At 70.4% G+C, this 21,372-nt stretch carries 19 protein-coding genes; 11 read left to right on the top strand and 8 right to left on the bottom strand.

What is annotated here, in order from left to right; all coding sequences use genetic code 11:
- Positions 1-27 precede the first annotated feature (27 nt).
- Both ACIGDI_RS03255 and ACIGDI_RS03250 read left to right on the top strand, forming a co-directional pair.
- A complete protein-coding gene (locus tag ACIGDI_RS03255; RefSeq protein WP_399889742.1) occupies positions 28-972 on the top strand; it encodes a LysR family transcriptional regulator in 945 nt (314 codons plus the stop codon).
- A gap of 95 nt (positions 973-1,067) precedes the next feature.
- The gene (locus tag ACIGDI_RS03250) at positions 1,068-2,321 is read left to right on the top strand and encodes a pyroglutamyl peptidase (RefSeq protein ID WP_399889739.1); all 1,254 of its coding nucleotides are present in this window, start codon (positions 1,068-1,070) and stop codon (positions 2,319-2,321) included.
- On the opposite strand, the gene ACIGDI_RS03245 is transcribed toward ACIGDI_RS03250, so the two are convergent.
- Together ACIGDI_RS03245 and ACIGDI_RS03240 are read right to left on the bottom strand one after the other, a co-directional pair.
- Positions 2,311-3,108: an EI24 domain-containing protein gene (locus ACIGDI_RS03245; RefSeq protein WP_399889736.1), complete on the bottom strand. Its 798-nt coding sequence runs from the start codon at positions 3,106-3,108 to the stop codon at positions 2,311-2,313. The two genes, ACIGDI_RS03250 and ACIGDI_RS03245, sit on opposite strands and share 11 nt — an antisense overlap.
- A 64-nt stretch (positions 3,109-3,172) precedes the next feature.
- Positions 3,173-4,036, bottom strand: coding sequence for a hypothetical protein (locus tag ACIGDI_RS03240; RefSeq protein ID WP_399889733.1), 864 nt, complete (start codon positions 4,034-4,036; stop codon positions 3,173-3,175).
- Between the two features lie 263 nt (positions 4,037-4,299).
- Here ACIGDI_RS03240 and ACIGDI_RS03235 point away from each other — a divergent pair, with 263 nt between their 5' ends.
- Positions 4,300-5,451, top strand: a complete 1,152-nt coding sequence (locus ACIGDI_RS03235) for a serine hydrolase domain-containing protein (RefSeq protein WP_399889730.1) — start codon at positions 4,300-4,302, stop codon at positions 5,449-5,451.
- Positions 5,452-5,525: 74 nt separating this feature from the next.
- Here ACIGDI_RS03235 and ACIGDI_RS03230 read toward each other — a convergent pair whose 3' ends face one another.
- Together ACIGDI_RS03230 and ACIGDI_RS03225 are read right to left on the bottom strand one after the other, a co-directional pair.
- Positions 5,526-5,945, bottom strand: a complete 420-nt coding sequence (locus tag ACIGDI_RS03230) for an organic hydroperoxide resistance protein (RefSeq protein WP_399889727.1) — start codon at positions 5,943-5,945, stop codon at positions 5,526-5,528.
- A 107-nt stretch (positions 5,946-6,052) separates the two neighbouring features.
- Positions 6,053-7,051 (bottom strand): NADP-dependent oxidoreductase, encoded by a 999-nt coding sequence (locus ACIGDI_RS03225; RefSeq protein ID WP_390626047.1) that lies wholly within the window; start codon positions 7,049-7,051, stop codon positions 6,053-6,055.
- Between the two features lie 89 nt (positions 7,052-7,140).
- Between ACIGDI_RS03225 and ACIGDI_RS03220 the strand changes: the two genes are divergently transcribed.
- Positions 7,141-7,590, top strand: a complete 450-nt coding sequence (locus tag ACIGDI_RS03220; RefSeq protein WP_399889723.1) for a MarR family winged helix-turn-helix transcriptional regulator — start codon at positions 7,141-7,143, stop codon at positions 7,588-7,590.
- Positions 7,591-7,830: 240 nt separating this feature from the next.
- Here ACIGDI_RS03220 and ACIGDI_RS03215 read toward each other — a convergent pair whose 3' ends face one another.
- Entirely contained in the window at positions 7,831-8,661 is an 831-nt protein-coding gene (locus ACIGDI_RS03215) for a hypothetical protein (RefSeq protein WP_399889720.1), read from the bottom strand.
- Between the two features lie 279 nt (positions 8,662-8,940).
- Here ACIGDI_RS03215 and ACIGDI_RS03210 point away from each other — a divergent pair, with 279 nt between their 5' ends.
- From ACIGDI_RS03210 to ACIGDI_RS03180, 7 genes are all read left to right on the top strand, one after another.
- Entirely contained in the window at positions 8,941-10,098 is a 1,158-nt protein-coding gene (locus ACIGDI_RS03210) for a mandelate racemase/muconate lactonizing enzyme family protein (RefSeq protein WP_200704599.1), read from the top strand.
- Positions 10,095-11,099: a zinc-binding dehydrogenase gene (locus ACIGDI_RS03205; RefSeq protein ID WP_399889717.1), complete on the top strand. Its 1,005-nt coding sequence runs from the start codon at positions 10,095-10,097 to the stop codon at positions 11,097-11,099. The genes ACIGDI_RS03210 and ACIGDI_RS03205 overlap by 4 nt, the downstream gene beginning before the upstream one ends.
- A gap of 112 nt (positions 11,100-11,211) precedes the next feature.
- A complete protein-coding gene (locus tag ACIGDI_RS03200) occupies positions 11,212-12,183 on the top strand; it encodes a hypothetical protein (RefSeq protein ID WP_399889714.1) in 972 nt (323 codons plus the stop codon).
- A gap of 37 nt (positions 12,184-12,220) precedes the next feature.
- Positions 12,221-13,330 carry a multiple monosaccharide ABC transporter substrate-binding protein gene (gene chvE, locus ACIGDI_RS03195; RefSeq protein WP_399889711.1) on the top strand — a complete coding sequence of 370 codons (1,110 nt, stop codon included), beginning with the start codon at positions 12,221-12,223 and terminating at the stop codon, positions 13,328-13,330.
- A gap of 32 nt (positions 13,331-13,362) precedes the next feature.
- Positions 13,363-14,913 (top strand): multiple monosaccharide ABC transporter ATP-binding protein, encoded by a 1,551-nt coding sequence (gene mmsA / locus ACIGDI_RS03190; RefSeq protein WP_399889708.1) that lies wholly within the window; start codon positions 13,363-13,365, stop codon positions 14,911-14,913.
- A complete protein-coding gene (gene mmsB, locus ACIGDI_RS03185; RefSeq protein WP_399889705.1) occupies positions 14,910-16,154 on the top strand; it encodes a multiple monosaccharide ABC transporter permease in 1,245 nt (414 codons plus the stop codon). Before mmsA ends, mmsB begins: the two co-directional genes overlap by 4 nt.
- 58 nt (positions 16,155-16,212) lie before the next feature.
- On the top strand, positions 16,213-17,367 hold the full coding sequence (locus ACIGDI_RS03180; protein ID WP_399889702.1) for an aldose epimerase family protein: 1,155 nt from the start codon (positions 16,213-16,215) through the stop codon (positions 17,365-17,367).
- 67 nt (positions 17,368-17,434) lie between these two features.
- Here ACIGDI_RS03180 and araD read toward each other — a convergent pair whose 3' ends face one another.
- Genes araD through araB form a run of 3 tightly spaced genes read right to left on the bottom strand, consistent with a single transcriptional unit; the run spans position 17,435 to position 21,338 of the window.
- Positions 17,435-18,139, bottom strand: a complete 705-nt coding sequence (araD, locus tag ACIGDI_RS03175) for an L-ribulose-5-phosphate 4-epimerase AraD (protein WP_272173824.1) — start codon at positions 18,137-18,139, stop codon at positions 17,435-17,437.
- Entirely contained in the window at positions 18,136-19,656 is a 1,521-nt protein-coding gene (araA, locus tag ACIGDI_RS03170) for an L-arabinose isomerase (protein WP_399889698.1), read from the bottom strand. The genes araD and araA overlap by 4 nt, the downstream gene beginning before the upstream one ends.
- A gap of 29 nt (positions 19,657-19,685) precedes the next feature.
- Positions 19,686-21,338 (bottom strand): ribulokinase, encoded by a 1,653-nt coding sequence (araB, locus tag ACIGDI_RS03165; protein WP_399889695.1) that lies wholly within the window; start codon positions 21,336-21,338, stop codon positions 19,686-19,688.
- Between the last annotated feature and the right edge of the window lie 34 nt (positions 21,339-21,372).

Below are 21,372 nucleotides of genomic sequence, written 5' to 3'. Positions count from 1 at the left end.
ACGGGATGCGACAAGCGAATGTCTAGCATGGCTGCCATGCCGTACACGCATCGCGAGCCGGAGCTGTCCACCGTGTGGCTGCGGGCGTTCGTGGAGGTGGCCCGGCACGGGTCGTTCACGGTGGCCGCGCGGGCGCTGGGGTGGACGCAGTCCGCGGTGTCCCGGCAGATCGCCTCGCTGGAGCAGTCCCTCGGCGGGGCGCCGCTGTTCGACCGGTTGCCGCGCGGGGTGCGGCTCACCGAGGCCGGGCGGGTGCTCGTGCCGTACGCGGAGAGTGTCGCCGAGGCGCTGCGCGGCGCCGCCCTCGACCTCGCGGCGCTGCGTGAAGTGGCGGGCGGGCGGCTGCGGTTCGGGGCGTTCCCGACGGCCGACGCGGCGCTGGTGCCGCAGGCCCTGGCCGCGTTCCGGACCCGTCACTCCGGTGTCCGGGTCGTCCGCGATGAGGGCCTGACGCCCCGCCTGCTGGACCGCTTGGCCGCGGGCCACCTGGACCTGGCGGTCGTGTCGACGACGGGCGGCGCCCCGCTGGAGTCGTACGAACTGCGCCATCTCCTCGACGAGTCCCTCTTCGTCGCGGTCCCCGCCGGCCATCCCCTGGCCGGCCACGAGGGCCCCGTCCGGCTGGGCCGGTTCGCGGACGACGACTGGATCTCCGGCGGTTCCCGCCCCGAGGGCACCCTGCTCGACGCGGCCCTGCGTCAGGGCTTCAGCCCTCGTGTGGCGCACGTGGTCGCCGAGTGGACGGCCAAGCAGGGTTACGTCGCCGCGGGCCTGGGCGTGGCCCTGGTGCCGGCGCTCGCGGCCGGGTCCGTACGCCCGGACGTCACGCTGCTGCGGGTGCTCGACGAGGGTGGGCCGGCCCGGGCGGTGTACGCGGCGACACCCCGGGGGCGGACGCCCGCACCGGCGGTGGAGGCGTTCGTCGGGGTGCTGCGGGAGGCCGCGGCCCGTGTCTGCCCGGCCGCCTCCTGAATCGCACCCCATGGCGTAGACCACTTCCGTCACGCGATACTGCGGCCGTCCGCACCACGCTCCCCCACGACGGCGACGGAAGGACCTGAACCCCCTTGAACTCCATACGTGTTCGGATGGTTTTCCTCGGACTGGCACTGACCGCGGGGCTCGCCTCCCCCACGACGGCGACGGCGGCCGGGGCCGCGTCCTCCCCCACCGTCGAGGAGCAACGGCTCGACAAGGCCGTACCGCGGGAGATCCTCCGCAGGTCGGGATTCGACGACGTGGCACCGCGGCTGGCCCGTGATCTGGGCGCGGCCGGCTCCTACGCCGAGGCGCGGCGGATCGTCGTGCGCGAGGGCCACGCGCTGTGGCGGCGGGCCGTCGACCGGGTGCAGGGGCGCGGGCCGGCCGGCGGCGACCTGAGCCGGGACGACGACCGGCCGCTGTACTGGGCGCGGCTGGGCATGACTCGCGAAGTGCGCATCTGGGAGCCGGAGTTCGGGCTGAGCGACCGACAGCGGGCGCAGCTCCTCGATGGGCTGGAGCGGACCTCGCGAGGGCAGACCGAGGTGCGCTATCCCGGTGCCAAGGCGAACGGCGGGGGCCTCAAGCGGATTCTCGTCACCGGGTTCGACCCGTTCACGCTGGACCGGGACATCCGGATCTCCAATCCCTCCGGGGCCACCGCGCTCGCCCTCGACGGCACGGTGATCCGGACGGCGGACGGTCCGGCGCGGGTGGAGACGGTCGTCTTCCCGGTGCGCTGGCAGGACTTCACCGCGGGCACGGTGGAGCGGACGCTGCGGCCGTATCTGAGGAAGGTGGACCTGTTCACCACCGTCAGCCAGGGGCGGGTCGGGCGGTTCGACGTGGAGCGCACCAACGGCGCCTGGCGGGGCGGCTTCCCGGACAACGACAACATCGGGCGCACCGAGACCGTCCCGGTGAGCGATCCCGCCTCGCAGCCGCAGTGGACGACGACGACCCTGCCGTACAAGGCGATCGTGGCCGCCGACACCGGGCGGTTCCCGGTCTACGACCACACCGAGGTGACCGAGATCCCGGCGGGAGGCACGACGGAGGTGGTCCGGCCGGACGGGCCGACGCAGGGGTCGACGGCCCGGGCGGGCGGTGGAGGGAACTACCTCTCCAACGAGATCGCCTACCGGGCGACGCTGTTGCGCGACCGGCTGGGGCTGCACGACTCGCTGCCGGGCGGCCATGTGCACACGCCGGTGCTGCAGTTCGGCAGCGGGAACACGACCGAGATCACGGATGCCGAGTTCGTGCGGAACCGGCTGGACATCGTGGCGCAGGTCCGGGCGATCATCACCGTGGCCGCCGACGCGACGTTCAGGAAGTGACCGGTTCCTCTTCCGTCTCGTCCTCCGGTCCGTCCCCGGCGTTCTCCTCGCCCAGCAGTTCCCGGGCCATGAGGGTGGCGCCCGCCACCGCGCCCGGCATCAGGAAGACGGCCACGAACGGCACCAGGAACGCCACGGCCAGCGGGGTGCCGAAGCCCCACACCAGGGTCCTGCGGGAGCGCAGGAGGGCCAGCCGGGCGCGGAGTTCGACGTCGCGGCGCTGGAGGGCGACGGCGGTCAACTCCTCCGTCAGGAAGAAGCCGGTGACGAAGAAGCCGATCACCGGGACGGCGGTCTGGCCGACGAACGGCAGGAAACCGCACGCGAACAACAGCACGCCCCACAGGGCCGCGCGGACCAGGATGCGCAGGCTGTCCCGGGCCGAGATCCACAGCTCGCGCCAGAGCGGGAGGCCGGACTCGGGGGCGGTGCCGTCCGGGGAGACGTCCCGGTCGACCTTCTCGGAGAGGTTCTCGTAGAAGGGCTGGCCGATCAGGAGGGTCACGGCGGTGAAGGTGAGCACGGCGAGGAGGAGGCCGAGCGCGAAGAACACCGCGGTGAGGAAGCCGCGGAAGAGGCCCTGCCAGGGGCTGGACCAGTGGTCGGCGAAGGGCGTCGACCAGGCGACCGCGTCCTCGCCCCACAGGGCGAGGACGACGAGCAGGCCGACGTAGAGGACCAGGGTTATCAGGCCCGGGAGCAGGCCGAAGCCGTAGTGCCTGCCGTGCCGGGCCACCCAGCGCTGGCCCTTGAGGAGGAAGCTGAAGCCGGCGGCAAGATCACGCATGGGGAGGACTTTACCCGGCGGAGGGTGGGGTGTTACCGCCGGATGCGGGCTGCGGGCCCGGGCCTCAGGCCGGTGCGACGGCCACCACGATCCCCCGGTCGCTCGTGGGCGACACCGCCGCGCTCACGCGTACCGCCGTCGCGCGGACGAAGCCGCCGGCCCGTGCGGCGGCTCCCAGCAGCAGGGGCTGCAGCTGTTCCAGGGCCGACACCAGCAGCTCCTCCCCCGCCACCAGCACCGGGCGCGCCGCCTTCGTGGTCGCCGCCGCTGCCTCCGTGAGGTCGGCCAGCGGCGGGAGGGAGGCCCGGACGGCGCCCGCGCCTGCCGCCGCGGCGCGTTCCGCCAGCACCACCTGCAGCGGCACCAGCGGGGCCAGGGCGTCGGTCAGGGCCTCGGCGATGCGGGTGAGTTCGGGGGACGAGTCGCGCAGGACGTCCGCGGCGGCCCGGAGCACCGGCGTCAGCGCGAGCAGCGCTCCGGCGGCCATGCCCGCCGCCGCGGGCAGCAGGGGCGAGGACGTCTCCACCAGGTCGCCCAGGGCGTCGGTGAACTCCTCGACGGCGGGTTCGACCGCGTCCAGTACGGGGAGCAGGCTGTCGCCGAGGGCGGTGAGCAGCGCGCGGACGGGCTCGCTCACGGGGTGGACGGCCAGCGGGGCGCCGCTGGTGCCCAGGCGGGTGAGGGTGTCGACGACGCGGTAGAACGCCTCCTGCGCCTGCGGGGACGCGCTCGCCTCCGCCAGCTCCGCGGTCGTCTTCCGCAGGACGCGCAGCACCTCGGCGCCGGAGCCGTCCCGCGGGTCGAAGGTGTTGATCGCGATCCTGGTCAGGTTGCCGGCCGTGTCCAGGAGTTGGCCGGTGATGTCGGTCGTACTGCGTGCCATGCGCAGCACGTCGTCCCTGCTGGGGAGCGGAGGGATCGTTGCCATGGAGACTCCTCGCCTCATGAGCGCCGCCGGCGGTCCGACCCCAGGATGCCCTGTCGGCACCACCCGGTCGGCGTCATCCAGGGGTTCGGTGACGCCAACTGCCTGCTGCTGCGGTTGAGTCGAACAGGTACACCCCGCCGTACCGATCTCAGGAAGCTCCGGAGGAGGTGGGCGTGAACATCACGGGAACCGTTCCGGAGAGTTCGCACCGGTGGGACGGGACTGTTCGCAGCGGCAGACATCGGTTCAGGTGAGGAGAACGGATGACGCAGGAGATCCACGGCACCGTCGCCGACGGCTTCGAGGCTGTGCGCGAGGAGTTCGCCACGTTCGTGGCGGGGGAACGACCGGACTACGAGGGCCAGTTGTGCGCGTACCTGCACGGCCGCAAGGTCGTCGACCTGTGGGCCGGTGACGGCACGGAGCCCGATTCCCTCTACGCCGGGTACTCGTCCTCCAAGGGCGCCGCCCATCTGGTGGTGGCCCTGCTGGTGCAGGACGGCACACTGGAACTCGACCGCAAAGTGACCTACTACTGGCCGGAGTTCGCGGCCGAGGGCAAGGGCTCGGTGACCCTGCGCGACCTGATCAGCCATCGCGCGGGGGTGGTCGGCACGGACGGCGGGTTCACGGCCGCGGAACTGGCCGACGACCGTGCGATGGCCGAACGGCTCGCGGACCAGAAGCCGTTCTGGCGTCCCGGCACGGCCTTCGGCTATCACGCGCTGGTGATCGGCGCGCTGACGGGCGAGGTCGTACGCCGGGCCACCGGCCGCTCGCTCCAGGACGTCTACGAGGAGCGGATCCGTGCCCCGTACGCCCTGGACTTCCATCTGGGCCTGCCCGCGGCCCTCGAACCCCGTTTCCGGGCGGCGCAGCCGATGATCCCGACCCCGGTGCAGCAGGCGGTGCTGGACGAGGCCCCGACGGGACCGCACACGCTCGGCTCCATCGCGATGAACGCGCACGCGCCGGACGCGGGCACGCTCGTGGACTACGCCAACTCCCGTGCCGTACGCGCCAAGGGGCCGGCCTCGGCGGGCGGGGTGGCGGCGGCGCGCGGGCTGGCCGGAATGTACGCGGCCGCGATCAGCGAGGTGGACGGGAAGGCGCCGCTGCTGAAGCCGGACACGATCGCCGAGGTCGGCCAGATCCACTCCATCGGCTACGACCTGGTGCTCCGCTCCCACCGAGCGTTCGGCCTCGGTTTCCAGGCCACGGCGGACTCGTGGCATCCCGTCCTGGGGGCCGGGGCCTTCGGCCACAGCGGTGCGGGCGGCTCGCAGGCCTTCGCCGATCCGCGCAGCGGTCTGGCCTACGGCTACACCCGCCGCCGCCTGGCGTACCCGGGCGGCGCGGCCCCGGAGAACGACCGTCTGGTCAGGGCCGTCCACCGTGCGGCACTGGCCGGCTGAGCGGGCTCCCGACCACGGCGGAGGCCGCACCCCACGTCCAGGGGTGCGGCCTCGCTCCTTCTCAACGACCGGTGTCAGACCAGCGTCACGCTGATGTTCCCGCGGGTCGCCTTGGAGTAGGGGCGGACCTGGTGGGCCTTGTCGACCAGGGCCCTGGCCGTCTCCGCGTCGACGTTCGGGATCCGCGCCGAGATCTCGACGATGATCCCGAAGCCGTCGTCGTTCCTGCCGATGCCCACCTCGGCGGTCACCGTCGAACCGGCGATGTCGGCCTTCGTCTCGCGGGCGACGACACCCAGGGCGCCCTGGAAGCAGGCGCTGTAACCGGCCGCGAAGAGCTGCTCGGGGTTGGTGCCCTCGCCGTTGCCGCCCATCTCCTTGGGCGGGTTGACGACCACGTCGAGCCTGCCGTCGTCGGTGGCGACCCGGCCGTCGCGGCCGTTCTCGGCGGTGGCGACGGCGGTGTACAGGACGTCGGACTGCTGAATGGGCATGCGGTTGTCTTCCTCCTCGGTCCGCCGCGACTCGCGCCCACGATCGACGACGGAATTCGGAAAGAAGTTACCGCATGCCGGAAACGGCAGCCAGGGGCCCGGGAGGGTCAGAGCTTGACGATCATCTTTCCGGTGTTCTCGCCCCGCAGGACCCCGAGGAACGCCTCCAGGTTGTTCTCGATGCCCTCGACCACGGTCTCGCGGTACTTCAGCGCACCCGAGGCGACCCACGGGCCGACCTCCTGGACGAACTGCGGCTGCAGGTCGTAGTGGTCGCCGACCAGCACGCCCTCGACCCGGAGCCGGTTCTGCAGGATCTTGACCATGTTGCGCGGGCCGGGCGTCGGCTCGGTCGAGTTGTACTGCGAGATCATGCCGCAGATCACGGCACGGCCCCGCAGGTTGAGCGCGCCGATCGCGGCCTCCAGGTGCTCGCCGCCGACGTTGTCGAAGTAGACGTCGATGCCGTCCGGGGCAGCCTCCTTGAGCTGCTCCCACACCGGGCCGTTCTTGTAGTTGAACGCGGCGTCGAAGCCGTACTCCTCGACGAGGAGCTTGACCTTCTCGTCGGAGCCGGCCGAGCCGATGACCCGGGAGGCGCCCTTGAGCTTCGCGATCTGGCCGACCTGACTGCCGACGGCACCCGCGGCGCCGGAGACGAACACCGCGTCGCCCTCCTTGAAGGCGCCGACCCGCAGCAGGCCCGCGTACGCCGTCAGGCCCGTCATGCCGAGCACGCCGAGGTAGGTGCTCAGCGGGGCCGCGTCCGGGTCCACCTTGACGGCGCTCTTCGCGTCCACGACGGCGTACTCGCGCCAGCCCAGGAAGTGCAGGACGCGGTCGCCGACGGCGATGCCCTCGGCGTTGGAGGCCACGACCTCGCCGACCGCGCCGCCCTGCATGACCTTGCCGAGCTCGTAGGGGGCCACGTACGACTTCGCGTCGCTCATCCGGCCACGCATGTACGGGTCCACCGAGAGGTACTCGTTACGGACCAGCACCTGCCCCTCGCCCGGCGTGCCGACCTCCGTTTCGACCAGGGCGAAGTCCTCGGGCTTGGGCCAGCCGACGGGGCGGGAGAGGAGGTGCCACTCGCGGTTGATCATGACGGAGCCTTTCCAATTTACTTCAGTACCTTAAACAACCATGCCTCTGAATATTTCAGGTTGTCAAGCAATGGGGTAGGCTGAAGCCTATGGCCACTCCGCAGCAGACTCAGCGTCCCGACGCGCTGACCCTCGAGGTCGTCGAGCTGATCGGTGACGTCGTGGCGCGTTATCACGCGGACTTCGACGAGGCGGCCGCGCGGCACGCGCTGACCGGGGCGCAGGCCCGGCTGCTCAGCCTGCTGTCGCTGGAGCCGCTGCCGATGCGGAAGCTGGCCCAGAAGCTGAAGTGCGAGCCGTCGAACGTCACGGGGATCGTGGACCGGCTGGAGTCGCGGGGGCTGGTCGAGCGGCGGCCCGACCCGGCCGACCGGCGGGTGAAGCTGGCGGCGGCGACGCAGGAGGGGCGGCGGGTCGCCCGGGAGCTGCGGGACGGGTTGCGCTTCGCGCGGGAGCCGTTGGCGGGGCTGTCGGATGCGGAGCGGTTGTCTTTGCGGGATTTGCTGAAGCGGATGCTGGGGGCTTCGCAGGGGGCGTGATGGGCGGGTGCCCGGCGTTTCGGGGGCGCCGTGTGTTGGTGCCGGCGTCACGGGGGGCTGCCGCCCCCGGACCCCCGCTTCGGCCCTGAACGGGCCTCGTCCTCAAACGCCGGACGGGCTGATGATGAGCGGCCGACGTCCGTCAGGAGCACTCGGCCTCAGCCACGGGACGGGCCGGACGCCGCCTCCTGCGCCGGACGGGCTGATTGTGACCGGCCGGCGCCGAGCAGTGTCCGGGGTCTAGCTGCACCACCACAGGAAGCGTGTGCACGTCTTCGTGGGGGACGGGGTCGGGCTCGGGGCCGATGTCGTGGGGGCGGACGTCGGGGTGGGGGTGGTGGCCGGGGGGGCTGCCGTGGGGGTCGTCGTCGACGTTCCCGACGTCGTGCCGGTCGTGGCGGACGAGGCGGAGGCGCTCGGTTCGTCGTGCTTCTTCTTGTCCTTGGGCGGCTTGGAGGCCGTCGAGGACGCGGAGGCTCCGTCGGTCGGGGTGCCCGTCGCCCCGGCGCCCGTGGCGTCGTCGACCGACTTGGCCTTGCCGCCCGCCTCCGCCGACGCCCCGCCCTCGGCCGAGTCGCCCCCGGCCGTGGCCGGTGCCGGTGAGGAGAAGGGGGCGTCCATGCCCAGCTCGGCGAGGCTGAGGCCGCCGGCGGCGAGCACGGCCGCCGCGGTGATCAGCAGCACCCGGCGGCGGCGCCTGCGGTGTGCGGCGGCTTTGCGATCGCGGCGACTGGCGGCACCCCCGGGGCCGGCGGGACCCTCGTCGCCCCCGCCCGACCGTCCACGGCCGCGCCCACGGCCCTGCGCCCGGCGCGCCGCCCGGCCGGCCGGGCGGCCGTCCTCCGGGGCGTCCTCGTCGTCGTAAGGGCCCTCGTCGTCGCCGTGAGAGGCGTCGTCGTAGGACCCCTCGTCGCCGTGGCCGTCGTACGCCACCCCGTGCCCGCCCTCGTACGGGGGCAGGCCCGAGTGCTGCGCGTGCGTCTGCGCGCGGAGCTCTTCGAGGGTGGTGCCGCACCCCGGGCAGGCGAGGGCGCCGTTGAGGTGCCTTCGGCACGGGTCGCAGTAGTCCATGACGCGGGAAGACTAAGTTCCTGACAGGTCACGTTCATAGGCACAGCTGTGAAAGTTGTGTGGTGAACGACCTGTTCCGGCGTCGCGAGTTGAGGACATCTGCGAAGACGCGACCGAAAAGCGTGCCGAAAGCAGTGTCGAAACCGTTATGTGTTCGACCCATTGACACCCCCGCCACCCCGTCCTTACTGTCACGCCAGCATTTCGAACGTGTGACGAAATTTCGAACACACTCGACGAGCCGAACGCAAGCAGACGACGCAGCAAGGGGCAACTGCCGTGCGCATCACCGGAATCAGCACACACGTGGTCGGGACGCCGTGGCGCAACCTGACATACGTCCAGGTGCACACCGACGAAGGAATCACGGGAGTCGGCGAGACCCGGATGCTGGGCCACACCGACGCGCTGATCGGCTACCTGCGGGAGGCCGAGGCCAATCACATTCTGGGCTCCGACCCGTTCGCCGTGGAAGACCTCGTACGCCGGATGAAGTACGGCGACTACGGCCGCGCCGGCGAGATCGTGATGTCCGGCATCGCCGTCATCGAGATGGCCTGCTGGGACATCAAGGGCAAGGCCCTCGGGGTGCCCGTCTGGCAGCTGCTGGGCGGGAAGGTCACGGACAAGGTCAAGGCCTACGCCAACGGCTGGTACACCACGGAGCGCACCCCGGAGGCGTACCACAAGGCCGCCCAGGGGGTCATGGAGCGCGGGTACAAGGCGCTGAAGATCGACCCCTTCGGCACCGGGCACTTCGAGCTCGACCACGAGCAGAGCCTGTACGCCGTCTCCCTCATCGAGGCCGTGCGCGACGCCATCGGGCCGGACGCCGAGCTGATGCTGGAGATGCACGGGCGGTTCTCGCCGGCCACCGCGGTGCGGCTGGCCCACGAGCTCGCCCCCTTCAAGCCCGCCTGGCTGGAGGAGCCCTGCCCGCCGGAGAACCTCAAGGCGCTGGAGAAGGTCGCCGCCAAGGTCGACATCCCGGTCGCGACCGGTGAGCGGATTCACGACCGCATCGAGTTCCGCGAGCTGTTCGACAGCCAGGCCGTGGACATCATCCAGCCGGACGTCGGCCACATCGGCGGCATCTGGGAGACGCGGAAGCTGGCCGCCACCGCCGAGACCCACTACATGCTCGTCGCCCCGCACAACGTGGGCGGGTCCGTGCTCACCGCCGCCTCCCTCCAGGTCGGCTTCACCTCCCCCAACTTCAAGATCCTTGAGCACTTCAACGACTTCGCGGACGCGGAGATCAAGAAGGTGGTCAAGGGGGCGCCGGAGGTCGTGGACGGCTACTTCCACCTCTCGGACGCGCCGGGTCTCGGCGTCGAGCTCGACGTGGACGCGGCCGCGGAGTTCCCGCAGCAGCAGGCCCGCTTCGACCTGTGGGCCGAGGGCTGGGAGCAGCGCAAGCCCAAGGGCACCAAGTGAGCACCCAGGTCGTCATCGAGGCGCCGGGCGAGCACCGGCTGACCTCGCACGACCCGCGGCAGCCGGGACCCGGCGAGGCGCTGGTGGCCGTCCACGCGGTCGGCATCTGCGGCAGCGACCGGGAGGTGTACCAGGGCAACCGGCCCGAGGGGTACGTCCGTTATCCGCTGACGCCCGGCCACGAGTGGTCGGGGACCGTGGAGGCGGTCGGCGCCGGGATCCCGGAGACGCTGGTCGGCCGCAAGGTGGTCGGCGAGGGCTTCCGCAACTGCCAGGTGTGCGACCGCTGCCACGCGGGCGAGACCACCCTGTGCAGCAGCGGGTACGAGGAGACCGGGTTCACCCAGCCCGGTGCGATGGCCACCACGCTCACCCTGCCGGCGCGGCTGTTGCACGTCCTGCCGGACGACGCCGACCTCACGGCCGCTGCGCTGCTGGAGCCGGCCGCCTGTATCGCGGCCGCCGCGATCAAGGCGAACGCGCTGCCGGGCGAGCGGGTGGCCGTCGTCGGCACCGGGACGCTGGGCATGTTCGCCGTCCAGTTCCTGAAGGCGGGCTCGCCGGCCGAGCTGCTCGTGGTCGGGACCCGACCCGACCGGGCGGAGCTTTCGAAAGCTTTCGGCGCCACCGACTTCCGGACCAGGGACCAGCAGCTCCCCGACGACTTCGACGTCGTCATCGAGACCGCCGGGTCCGCGTCGGCCGCGGGCACCGCGGCCTCCCTGCTGCGGCGCGGCGGACGTCTGGTGCTGACCGGCATTCCCGCGCCGGGAGCCGATGGGCTGGACCCAACGGCCCTGGTGGTAAGGCAGTTGGAGGTGTCGACTGTCTTCGGCGCGCCGCCGGCCGCCTGGGCCCACACGGTCCGGGTGTTCGGCGCCGGGCTGCTCGATCCTCTGCCCCTGGTCACGCACGAGCTCCCGCTCGACGAGTTCGAGGAGGCCATCGAGCTGGTCGGGTCCGGCGATCCGAAGGTGGGCAAGGTGCTGCTCCGCCCCTAGACCGTACGCCGGTACGGGGGCGACCTGACGGCCCCCGCACCGGCGTACACCCAAGCCCCCCATGACTTGAGCCGCGAACCTCGTCCGAAATATCGAACAAGAAGGACAGCTTGTGACGACCGACGCTTCCGCTACGGCGGCCCGCCGACCCGGTGAGCAGGTGCTCTCGGCCCTCGGTCTGGGCGCGCCCGCCCCCGACCCCGCCGACGCCTCCCCGCACACCTTCCCCGGCGGCGGCAAGTGGCGCACCGAGATCCCCTCGTGCGAGGGTCCCGAAGCGCTGGCCGTCGTCCTGAAGGAGTCCTCGCGCCTGGACGTGCCGATCCACCGGATCAGCCAGGGCAGCGGGGTGTGGATGCTGAGCGACGCCGAGATCACCGAGATGGTCGAGGCGACCGACGAGCGCGACATCGAACTGTGCCTGTTCACCGGCCCGCGCGGCACCTGGGACATCGGCGGCTCCGTACGGTCCGACTCGCGGGGGGCCGGACTGCGCGCACGCGGCCACGACGCCGTCGCCGGCTGCGTCGAAGACGCCGTCCGTGCGACGGAGTTGGGCGTCAAGTGCCTCCTCGTCGCCGACGAGGGCGTGCTGTGGACGCTGCACCGGGCGCGTGCGGCGGGGATCATCCCGGCCGACACCACCCTGAAGGTCTCGGCGCTGATCGGTCCCGTCAACCCGGCCTCGTACGCGGTGTACGAGCGGCTCGGCGCCGACTCCCTGAACGTGCCCAGCGACCTGACGCTGGATCACCTCACCGAGATCCGGCGGGTCTCCGCCGCCCCCATGGACATGTACATCGAGGCCCCCGACGACCTCGGCGGATACATCCGGATGTACGAGGTCGCCGAGCTGATCCGGCGTGGCGCACCGCTCTACCTGAAGTTCGGTCTGTCCAAGGCTCCCGGCATCTACCCGTGGGGCACCCACCTTCGGGACGTGACCCTGGACACCGCCCGGGAGCGGGTGCGGCGCGGCCGTCTCGCTCTCGACCTGCTCGCCCGGCACGGTGCGGACGGCGACATGGCGCCGCTCGGCTCCCGGCTGCCCGGACCCCTCAACCGCTTCCCCACCGAAGCCTGACCCTCTCAACGACGAGAAACCCAAGGATGGATGACCCATGCGCAACCGCAGAGCAGCCCTTGCCGCGATAGCCGGAGCCGCGTCCCTCGCCCTCACCCTGTCCGCCTGCGGGCAGAGCAGTTCGGGCGGCAGCAAGGAGAAGGCCGACGACTCCAAGGGCGGCACGATCGGCATCGCGATGCCGACCAAGTCCTCCGAGCGCTGGATCGCGGACGGCAAGAACGTCGTCAAGGACCTTGAGGCCAAGGGTTACAAGACGAAGCTGGTCTACGGCGAGGACAACCCGGACACCCAGGTCTCGCAGATCGAGAACCTGATCACGCAGGGCGTCAAGGGCCTGATCATCGCGGCCATCGACAACAAGTCCCTGAACAACGTGCTTCAGGAGGCCGCGTCGGCCCACATCCCGGTCATCGCCTACGACCGTCTCATCCTGGGTACCAAGGACGTCGACTACTACGCCTCCTTCGACAACGAGAAGGTCGGCGTGCTGCAGGGCACGTACATCGTGCAGAAGCTCGGCCTGGACAAGGGCAAGAAGGGCCCGTTCAACATCGAGCTGTTCGCCGGTTCGAACGACGACAACAACACCAAGTACTTCTTCAACGGTGCGATGAGCGTGCTCAAGCCGTACATCGACAAGAAGGAGCTGGTGGTCAAGTCCAAGCAGACCGCGCTCAACCAGGTCACCACCCTGCGCTGGGACGGCGCCACCGCCCAGAAGCGCATGGAGGACATCCTCACCTCCACGTACTCCAACGCCAAGGTCGACGCGGTCCTCTCGCCGTACGACGGCATCTCGATCGGCATCCTCGCCGCGCTGAAGTCGGACGGCTACGGCTCCAAGAGCCAGCCGCTGCCGGTCATCACCGGCCAGGACGCCGAGCTCGCCTCGGTGAAGTCGATCATCGCGGGCCAGCAGACGCAGACGGTCTACAAGGACCTCCGCAAGCTCGCCAAGGTCGCCGCGGCCATGATGGACGACGCCCTGAACAAGAAGACGCCGCAGGTCAACGACACGAAGACCTACGACAACGGCACCAAGGTCGTCCCCGCGTACCTGCTGCAGCCGGTGAGCGTCGACAAGAGCAACTACGAGGACGTCCTGGTCAAGGGCGGCTACTACACCGACGCCGAGCTCAAGTAACCGCCGCCCCCTACTGATTGGAAGGCACGACCATGGCGGGACCCGTCCTGGAAATGCGCTCTATCGTCAAGACCTTTCCCGGTGTCAAGGCGCTGTCGGACGTCACGCTGACAGTCCGCCAGGGCGAGGTCCACGCCATCTGCGGAGAGAACGGCGCCGGCAAGTCGACCCTGATGAAGGTGCTCTCCGGTGTCCATCCGCACGGCACCTACGAGGGCGAGATCCTCTTCGAGGGAGAGGTCTGCGAGTTCAAGGACATCCGGGCCAGTGAGGATCGCGGCATCGTGATCATCCACCAGGAGCTGGCCCTGGTGCCCTTCCTGTCCATCGCGGAGAACATCTTCCTCGGCAACGAACACGCCTCGGGCGGGTTCATCGACTGGCGGGAGACGCTCAAGCACGCCAGCGAACTGCTGCGCCGGGTGGGTCTGAGCGACCACCCGGAGACCCGCGTCGCCGACATCGGCGTGGGCAAGCAGCAGCTGGTGGAGATCGCCAAGGCGCTGTCGAAGAAGGTGAAGCTGCTCATCCTGGATGAGCCGACCGCGGCCCTGAACGACGAGGACAGCGGCAAACTCCTGGATCTAATGCTGGAGTTGAAGAAGCAGGGCATCACCTCGATCATCATCTCCCACAAGCTCAACGAGATCCGCCGGGTCGCGGACTCGGTGACGATCCTGCGCGACGGGCGGACCATCGAGACGCTCGACGTGAAGGCACCGGAGACGACCGAGGACCGGATCATCTCCGGCATGGTCGGCCGCGACCTCGACCACCGCTTCCCCGACCGCACTCCCTACGAGGGCGAGCCGGACGCGGCGCCGGCGCTGGAGATCCGCAACTGGACCGTGCACCACCCGCTCGACCAGGCCCGCAAGGTCGTCGACGACGTGTCGATCAACGTCCGGCGCGGGGAGATCGTGGGCATCGCGGGCCTGATGGGCGCCGGCCGCACCGAACTCGCGATGAGCGTGTTCGGGCGCACCTACGGCCGGCACGCGGGCGGCACCGTCCTCAAGGACGGCGCGGAGATCCGTACCAAGACCGTCTCGGAGGCGGTCGGGCACGGCATCGCGTACGTCACCGAGGACCGCAAGCACTACGGGCTCAACCTCATCGACACGGTCAACCGCAACATCTCGCTGAGCGCGCTGCAGAAGGTCGCCAACCGGGGCGTGGTCGACGAGCACGAGGAGCGGCAGGTCGCCGAGGGCTTCCGCAAGTCCATGAACATCAAGGCGCCGACCGTCTTCGAGCCCGTGGGCAAGCTGTCCGGCGGCAACCAGCAGAAGGTCGTCCTCAGCAAGTGGATCTTCGCGGGTCCGGACGTGCTGATCCTGGACGAGCCCACGCGCGGTATCGACGTGGGCGCCAAGTACGAGATCTACACGGTCATCGACCGGCTGGCGGCCGAGGGCAAGGCGGTCGTCTTCATCTCCTCCGAGCTGCCCGAGCTGCTCGGCATGTGCGACCGCATCTACACGATGGCCGCGGGCCGGCTGACCGGTGAGGTGGCGCGGGCCGAGGCCACGCAGGAAGTGCTGATGCGCCAGATGACGAAGGACAAAGAGGTAACCCGATGAGCACGGACGTCACCGACAAGACGCCGGCGGCGGCACCGCCCGGTGGCGGAAGCCCGTCCGGCGGCCGCAACTTCGTGCAGGTGGTCTTCGGCTTCATAGCCCAGAACCGGCGCCAGTACGGCATGCTGATCGCGCTGCTGCTGATCGTGCTGCTCTTCCAGTTCTGGACGGGCGGGGATCTGCTGCTGCCGCGCAACGTCTCGAACCTGGTGCTGCAGAACAGCTACATCCTGATCCTCGCGATCGGCATGATGCTGGTGATCATCGCCGGGCACATCGACCTGTCGGTCGGCTCGCTGACCGCGTTCATCGGAGCCTTCGCGGCCGTCCTGACGGTCAGTCATCATGTGGCGTGGCCGGTCGCGTTGGTGCTGTGCCTGCTGATGGGCGCGGTCGCGGGCAGCGTCCAGGGCTTCCTGATCGCGTACGGCGGCATACCGTCGTTCATCGTGACCCTCGCCGGCATGCTGCTCTTCCGCGGTCTGACGGAGATCCTGCTGAAGGGTCAGACCCTCGGCCCGTTCCCGAACGGCCTGCAGAAGATGGGCAACGGCTTCCTGCCCGCGGTCGGCCCGAACACCAACTACCACAACATCACGCTGCTGCTCGGCATCGTCCTGGTCGCCTCGGTGGTGTGGCAGGCGGTCCGGGGCCGGCGCAGGCAGCAGGAGTTCTCGCTCGACGTGCAGCCCAAGGGACTGTTCTACGGTCTGCTCGCCGCCCAGGTCGGCGCCATCATCTGGCTGACGCTGACCCTCGCCAGCTACAACGGCGCACCGATCGTGCTGATCATCCTCGGTGTGCTGGTGGTCGGTTACGGCTACGTCATGCGCAACTCCGTCTTCGGCCGTCACATCTACGCGATCGGCGGCAACCTGCCGGCGGCCAAGCTGTCCGGCGTGAAGGACAAGAAGGTCACCTTCTATGTCTTCCTGAACATGGGCGTGCTCGCGGCCCTGGCGGGTCTGGTGGTCGCATCCCGTCTGAACGCGGCGTCTCCGAAGGCGGGACTGAACTTCGAACTCGAGGCGATCGCCTCGTCGTTCATCGGTGGCGCGTCCATGAGCGGCGGTATCGGTACCGTCATCGGCGCGATCATCGGTGGTCTCGTCCTCGGCGTGCTGAACAACGGCATGAATCTCCTCGGCGTCGGCACCGACTGGCAGCAGGTCATCAAGGGCCTGGCCCTGTTGGCCGCGGTCGGATTCGATGTCTGGAACAAGCGCAAGTCCGGTTCGTAGTAAGTCAGCTCGGGCCCCGTCGCAAGGCGGGGCCCCACCCCTTTACGGGAGCCGCAACATGGAACTGAACAGACGCACGGTCATCGCAGGAGCCGCGGCGGCGGGTATCGCCGCGACCACCCTCGGCACGGGTACGGCCGAGGCCGCCTCGGGAGGCAGGAAGCCGGTGAAGGAGCTCTTCGGCAAGCTCGCCGACGGCACCAAGGTCTACCGCTGGTCGCTGGAGAACGGCGGCACGCGGCTGAAGGTCCTCAACTGGGGCGGTGTCGTCCAGGGCCTGGAGATCCCGGACCGCAAGGGCCACTACGCCAACGTCTCCCTCGGCTTCGACAACATCGAGGACTACGTCGCCAAGACCCCGTACTTCGGCGCGCTGATCGGCCGTTACGGCAACCGCATAGCCAAGGGCCAGTTCACCCTGGACGGCAAGAGCTACCAGCTGTCCGTGAACGACGGCGTCAACAGCCTGCACGGCGGCACCCAGGGCTTCGACAAGCACATCTGGGACGTCGAGCCGTTCACCAAGGGCTCCGACGTCGGCCTCCACCTGTACTACACGTCCGTCGACGGCGAGATGGGCTACCCGGGCACGCTCAAGACGAAGGTGACGTACACCCTCACCAAGCACGGTGACTGGCGCATCGACTACGAGGCCACCACCGACAAGGCCACCGTCCTCAACCTGACCAGCCACGTGTACTGGAACCTGGCGGGCGAGGGCAGCGGCACGATCGAGGACCACGAGCTGTCGATCGCCGCCGGCCGGTACACGCCCACCGACTCGGGTCTGATCCCGACCGGTGAGCTGGCGAAGGTCGCGGGCACGCCCTTCGACTTCCGCAAGACCAAGACGATCGGCCGGGACATCCGCGCCGGTCACGTCCAGCAGGTGCAGGCCAAGGGCTACGACCACAACTGGGTCCTGGACAAGGGCATCACCGCCAAGCCCGAGCACGTCGCCACCCTGCGCGACCCGCGCTCCGGCCGCACCCTGAAGATCGCCACGGATCAGCCGGGCCTGCAGTTCTACTCCGGCAACTTCCTCGACGGCACGCTCACCGGCACCGGCGGCCACACCTACCGTCAGGGTGACGCGCTGTGCCTGGAGACCCAGCACTTCCCGGACTCGCCGAACCACGCGAACTTCCCGTCGACGGTCCTGCGTCCCGGGCAGACGTACCGGACGAGCACGGTCCACACCTTCGGCTGCTGATCCGCGTCCGAAGTGAGAAGGCGGCCCGTGCTGTGCGCACGGGCCGCCTTCCGCGTTGCCGGGACGGTCAGTTGCCGTAGTAGGCGCCCGGACCGTGCTTGCGGGTGTAGTGGCGGTCGAGCAGATGGCGGGGCGGCGGTGCCGTGGCGGCCAGCGCCATGGTGTGGATCGCCATGTCGGCGACGGCCTCGCAGATGATCGCGTGCTCCACGGACTTGCGGGCACTCGCGCCCCAGGTGAACGGCCCGTGGTTGGCGACCAGCACGCCGGGGACCTCGATCGCCCTGTCGTCGTCGCCGTCGAGCAGGTCGACGATGATCCGGCCGGTGTTGTACTCGTAGTCCTTCGCGCACTGTTCGGGGGTGAGGTCGGGCGTGCACGGAACAGGCCCGTTGAAGGTGTCCGCGTGTGTGGTGCCGAGGACGGGTATGTCCCGGCGGGCCTGGGCGAAGGCGACCGCGTGCGTGGAGTGGGTGTGGGTGACGCCCCCGATGGAGGGGAACGCCAGGTAGAGGCATCGGTGGGTCTCGGTGTCGGTCGACGGACGCAGCTCGCCGTCCACCACCGCCCCGTCGGACAGCCGTACCGTCACCAGGTCGTCCGCCTTCAGTTCCTCGTACGGCACTCCCGACGGCTTGATGAGGAAGACCCCCGCCTCCCGGTCGACCCCGCTCACGTTGCCCCAGGTCAGGGTGGCGAGGCCGGCCCGGGGGATGGCGAGGTTGGCTTCCAGGACCTCCTGCCGCAGGGCGTCCAGGACATGCGTGGTCATGGCTGACTCCGGTGGGCGAGGCGGTAGTAGGCGGAGTTCCAGCGGATCTCCTTGGCCAACTGGTCCGAGCTGGTGTGCTCGTCGATGGTGAGCAGTTCGACGTCGGCCATGGAGGCGTAGTCGGTGAGGGTCTCCAGGTCGACGGCCGCGCTGAGCACGGTGTGGTGCGGGGCGCCGGCCAGCAGCCAGCTCTCGGCGGACTCGGCCAGCGACGGGCGCGGCACCCACACGGCCCGGGCGACCGGCAGATAGGGCAGCGGTTCACTGGCCATGACGTCGACGGTGTTGGCGGTGAGCCGGAAGCGGTCGCCGAGGTCGCACAGGCCGACGACCACGGCCGGGCCGGGGGCGGCGTCGAAGACGAGCCGGACCGGGTCCTCGCGCCCGCCGATGGACAGCGGGTGGATCTCGCAGCGGGGACGGCCGGCGGCGATGGACGGGCAGACCTCCAGCATGTGGGCGCCGAGGATGCGCGGGGTGCCGGGGCCCAGGTGGTAGGTGTAGTCCTCCATGAAGGTGGTGCCGCCGTGCCGGCCGGCGCCCATGACCTTCATGGTGCGCAGCAGCGCGGAGGTCTTCCAGTCGCCCTCGGCGCCGAAGCCGTAGCCGTCGGCCATCAGCCGCTGGACGGCGAGTCCGGGGAGCTGACGCAGGCCGCCGAGGTCCTCGAAGTTGGTGGTGAACGCGGTGAAGCCGCCGTCGATCAGGAAGGCGCGCAGGGCGAGTTCGACCCGGGCCTCGTACACCAGCGAGTCGTGGCGGGGGCCGTCCGGACGCAGGATGGGCACCACGTCGTACGACTCCGCGTACTCGGCGGCGAGTTCGGCGGCCGCCTTGTCCTCGACCTCGTCGACGAGCGCGACCAGGTCGTTGACGGCGTAGGTGTTCACGGAGTAGCCGAAGCGCAGTTCCGCCTCGACTTTGTCCCCCTCGGTGACGGCGACGTCGCGCATGTTGTCGCCGAAGCGGGCCAGGCGCAGGGTGCGGGCGGCCTGCCGGCCGGCCGCGGCGCGGGACCAGGCGGCGACGCGGGCGATCACCCGGGGGTCGGTGACATGCCCGGCGACGATCTTGCGGGGCACGCCCAGGCGCGCCGCGATGTGGGCGAACTCCCGGTCGCCGTGGGCGGCCTGGTTGAGGTTCATGAAGTCCATGTCGATGCTCGACCACGGCAGCGACAGATTGAACTGGGTGTGCAGGTGCAGCACCGGCCGGTCCAGGACGGCGAGTCCGCCGATCCACATCTTGGCCGGGGAGAAGGTGTGCATCCACACGATCACACCCGTGCAGGTGTCGGAGGCGCTGGCCTCCTGGCACATCCGGCGGATCGAGTCGGCGTCCGCGAGGACCGGCTTCCATACGATCCGGGGGCGTATCTTCGGCGACTCGTCGAGGATGGCGGCGATCCGGCGGGACTGGTCGGCGACCTGCTTGAGGGTGTCCTCGCCGTAGAGGCTCTGGCTGCCGGTGAGGAACCAGATCTCCTGAGGCTGGTAGGTCTCGTTCGGTGCGGTCATGACGGTTCCTTTCGGGGAGATCCGGTTCGTCAGGAGGCCTCGGCGCGGATGCGGCGCAGGCGGTGCATGACGTCGTTGGCGCCGCGCCCGAAGTAGTCGTGGAGGGTGCGGTACTCGGCGTAGAGGCGGTCGTAGACCGCCGCCCGGTGCGGGTCGGGGAGGTAGACACCGCGCTCGACCTTGCCCATCGCGCGAGCGGCGGTACGGATGTCGGGGTGGGCGCCCGCCGCGACGGCCGCGTGCGTCGCCGCGCCCAGCGCCGGGCCCTGGGTGGAGCCGATCAGGCTCAGCGGGCGGCGGGTGACGTCGGCGTAGATCTGCATGAGCAGGGCGTTCTTCGTCAGCCCGCCCGCGATGATCAGCTCCCGGACCGGGACACCGGCGGTCTCGAAGGCCTCGACGATGGTGCGGGTACCGAACGCGGTCGCCTCCAGCAGCGCCCGGTACACGTCCTCGGGTCGGGTGGCCAGGGTCTGGCCCACGATCACGCCGCTGAGGTCGTGGTCGACCAGCACCGAGCGGTTGCCGCTGTGCCAGTCCAGGGCGACCAACCCGTGCTCGCCGACCTTCTGCCGGGCGGCCAGCGCGGTCAGGTAGGCGTGCGAGTCCTGGCCCGCCGCCTCGGCGGCAGCGGCGTACTCGGCGGGAAAGCCGGTACGCACGAACCAGCCGAAGATGTCACCGACCCCGCTCTGCCCCGCCTCATAGCCCCACAGGCCCGGCAGGATGCCGCCGTCGACGATCCCGCACATCCCCGGCACCGTGCCGTAACGGTCGGAACTCATCACATGGCAGGTCGAGGTGCCCATGATCGCGACCATCTGGCCCGGTTCCACCGCCACCGCCGCCGGTGCCGTGACATGCGCGTCCACGTTGCCGACACACACCGCGGTGCCCTCCGCGAGGCCCGTCCAGGAAGCCGCCTCCGCCGTCAGGCCGCCCGCGCGGTCGCCGAGTCGAGCGATCGGCTGCTCCAGCTTGTCGGCGACGAACCCGGCGAAGTCCGGATGCAGGGCGGCCAGATATTCGCGGGAGGGATACCGACCGTCCTGGTACTGGCCCTTGTACCCGGCCGTGCAGGCGTTGCGGACGTACCTGCCGCACAGCCGCCACACGATCCAGTCCGCCGCCTCCAGCCACCGCTCGGTACGCCGGTAGACCTCCGGGTCCTCCTCCAGCACCTGCAGCGCCTTGGCGAACTCCCACTCCGAGGAGACCTTCCCGCCGTACCGCTCCAGCCACGCCTCCTTGCGCTCCGCGGCCAGCGCGTTGATCCGGTCCGCCTGCCCCTGCGCCGCATGGTGCTTCCACAGCTTGGGATAGGCGTGCGGGCGAGCGGCGAACCCGGGCAGCTCACACAGCGGGGTGCCGTCCGCCAGCACCGGCAGCACCGTGCAGGCGGTGAAGTCCGTGCCGATGCCGACCACCTGCTCCGCCCGCACCCCCGCCGCCGCCAGCGCCTCCGGCACGGCGGTGCGCAGCACCTCGACCCAGTCGGCCGGCACCTGCAGGGCCCAGTCGGCCGGCAGGGGCGTGCCGTCGGGCAGTTCCCGGTCCAGCACGGCGTGCGCGTAGACGTGCTCGGCCGACGCCAGTTCCGCGCCGTCGCGGACCCGTACCACCACCGCCCGGCCCGACAGCGTGCCGAAGTCCACTCCCACGACGCAGAGTTCGGGGTTCATCAGCCGGCCACCCTTCCCAAGTGTTCGACATATC

The sequence above is a fragment of the Streptomyces sp. NPDC085900 genome, from assembly GCF_044540925.1.
In the GTDB taxonomy this organism is placed as follows: domain Bacteria; phylum Actinomycetota; class Actinomycetes; order Streptomycetales; family Streptomycetaceae; genus Streptomyces; species Streptomyces gilvifuscus.
Note: the sequence above shows the minus strand (reverse complement) of the source record. Positions and strands in the feature narration are given on the sequence as shown.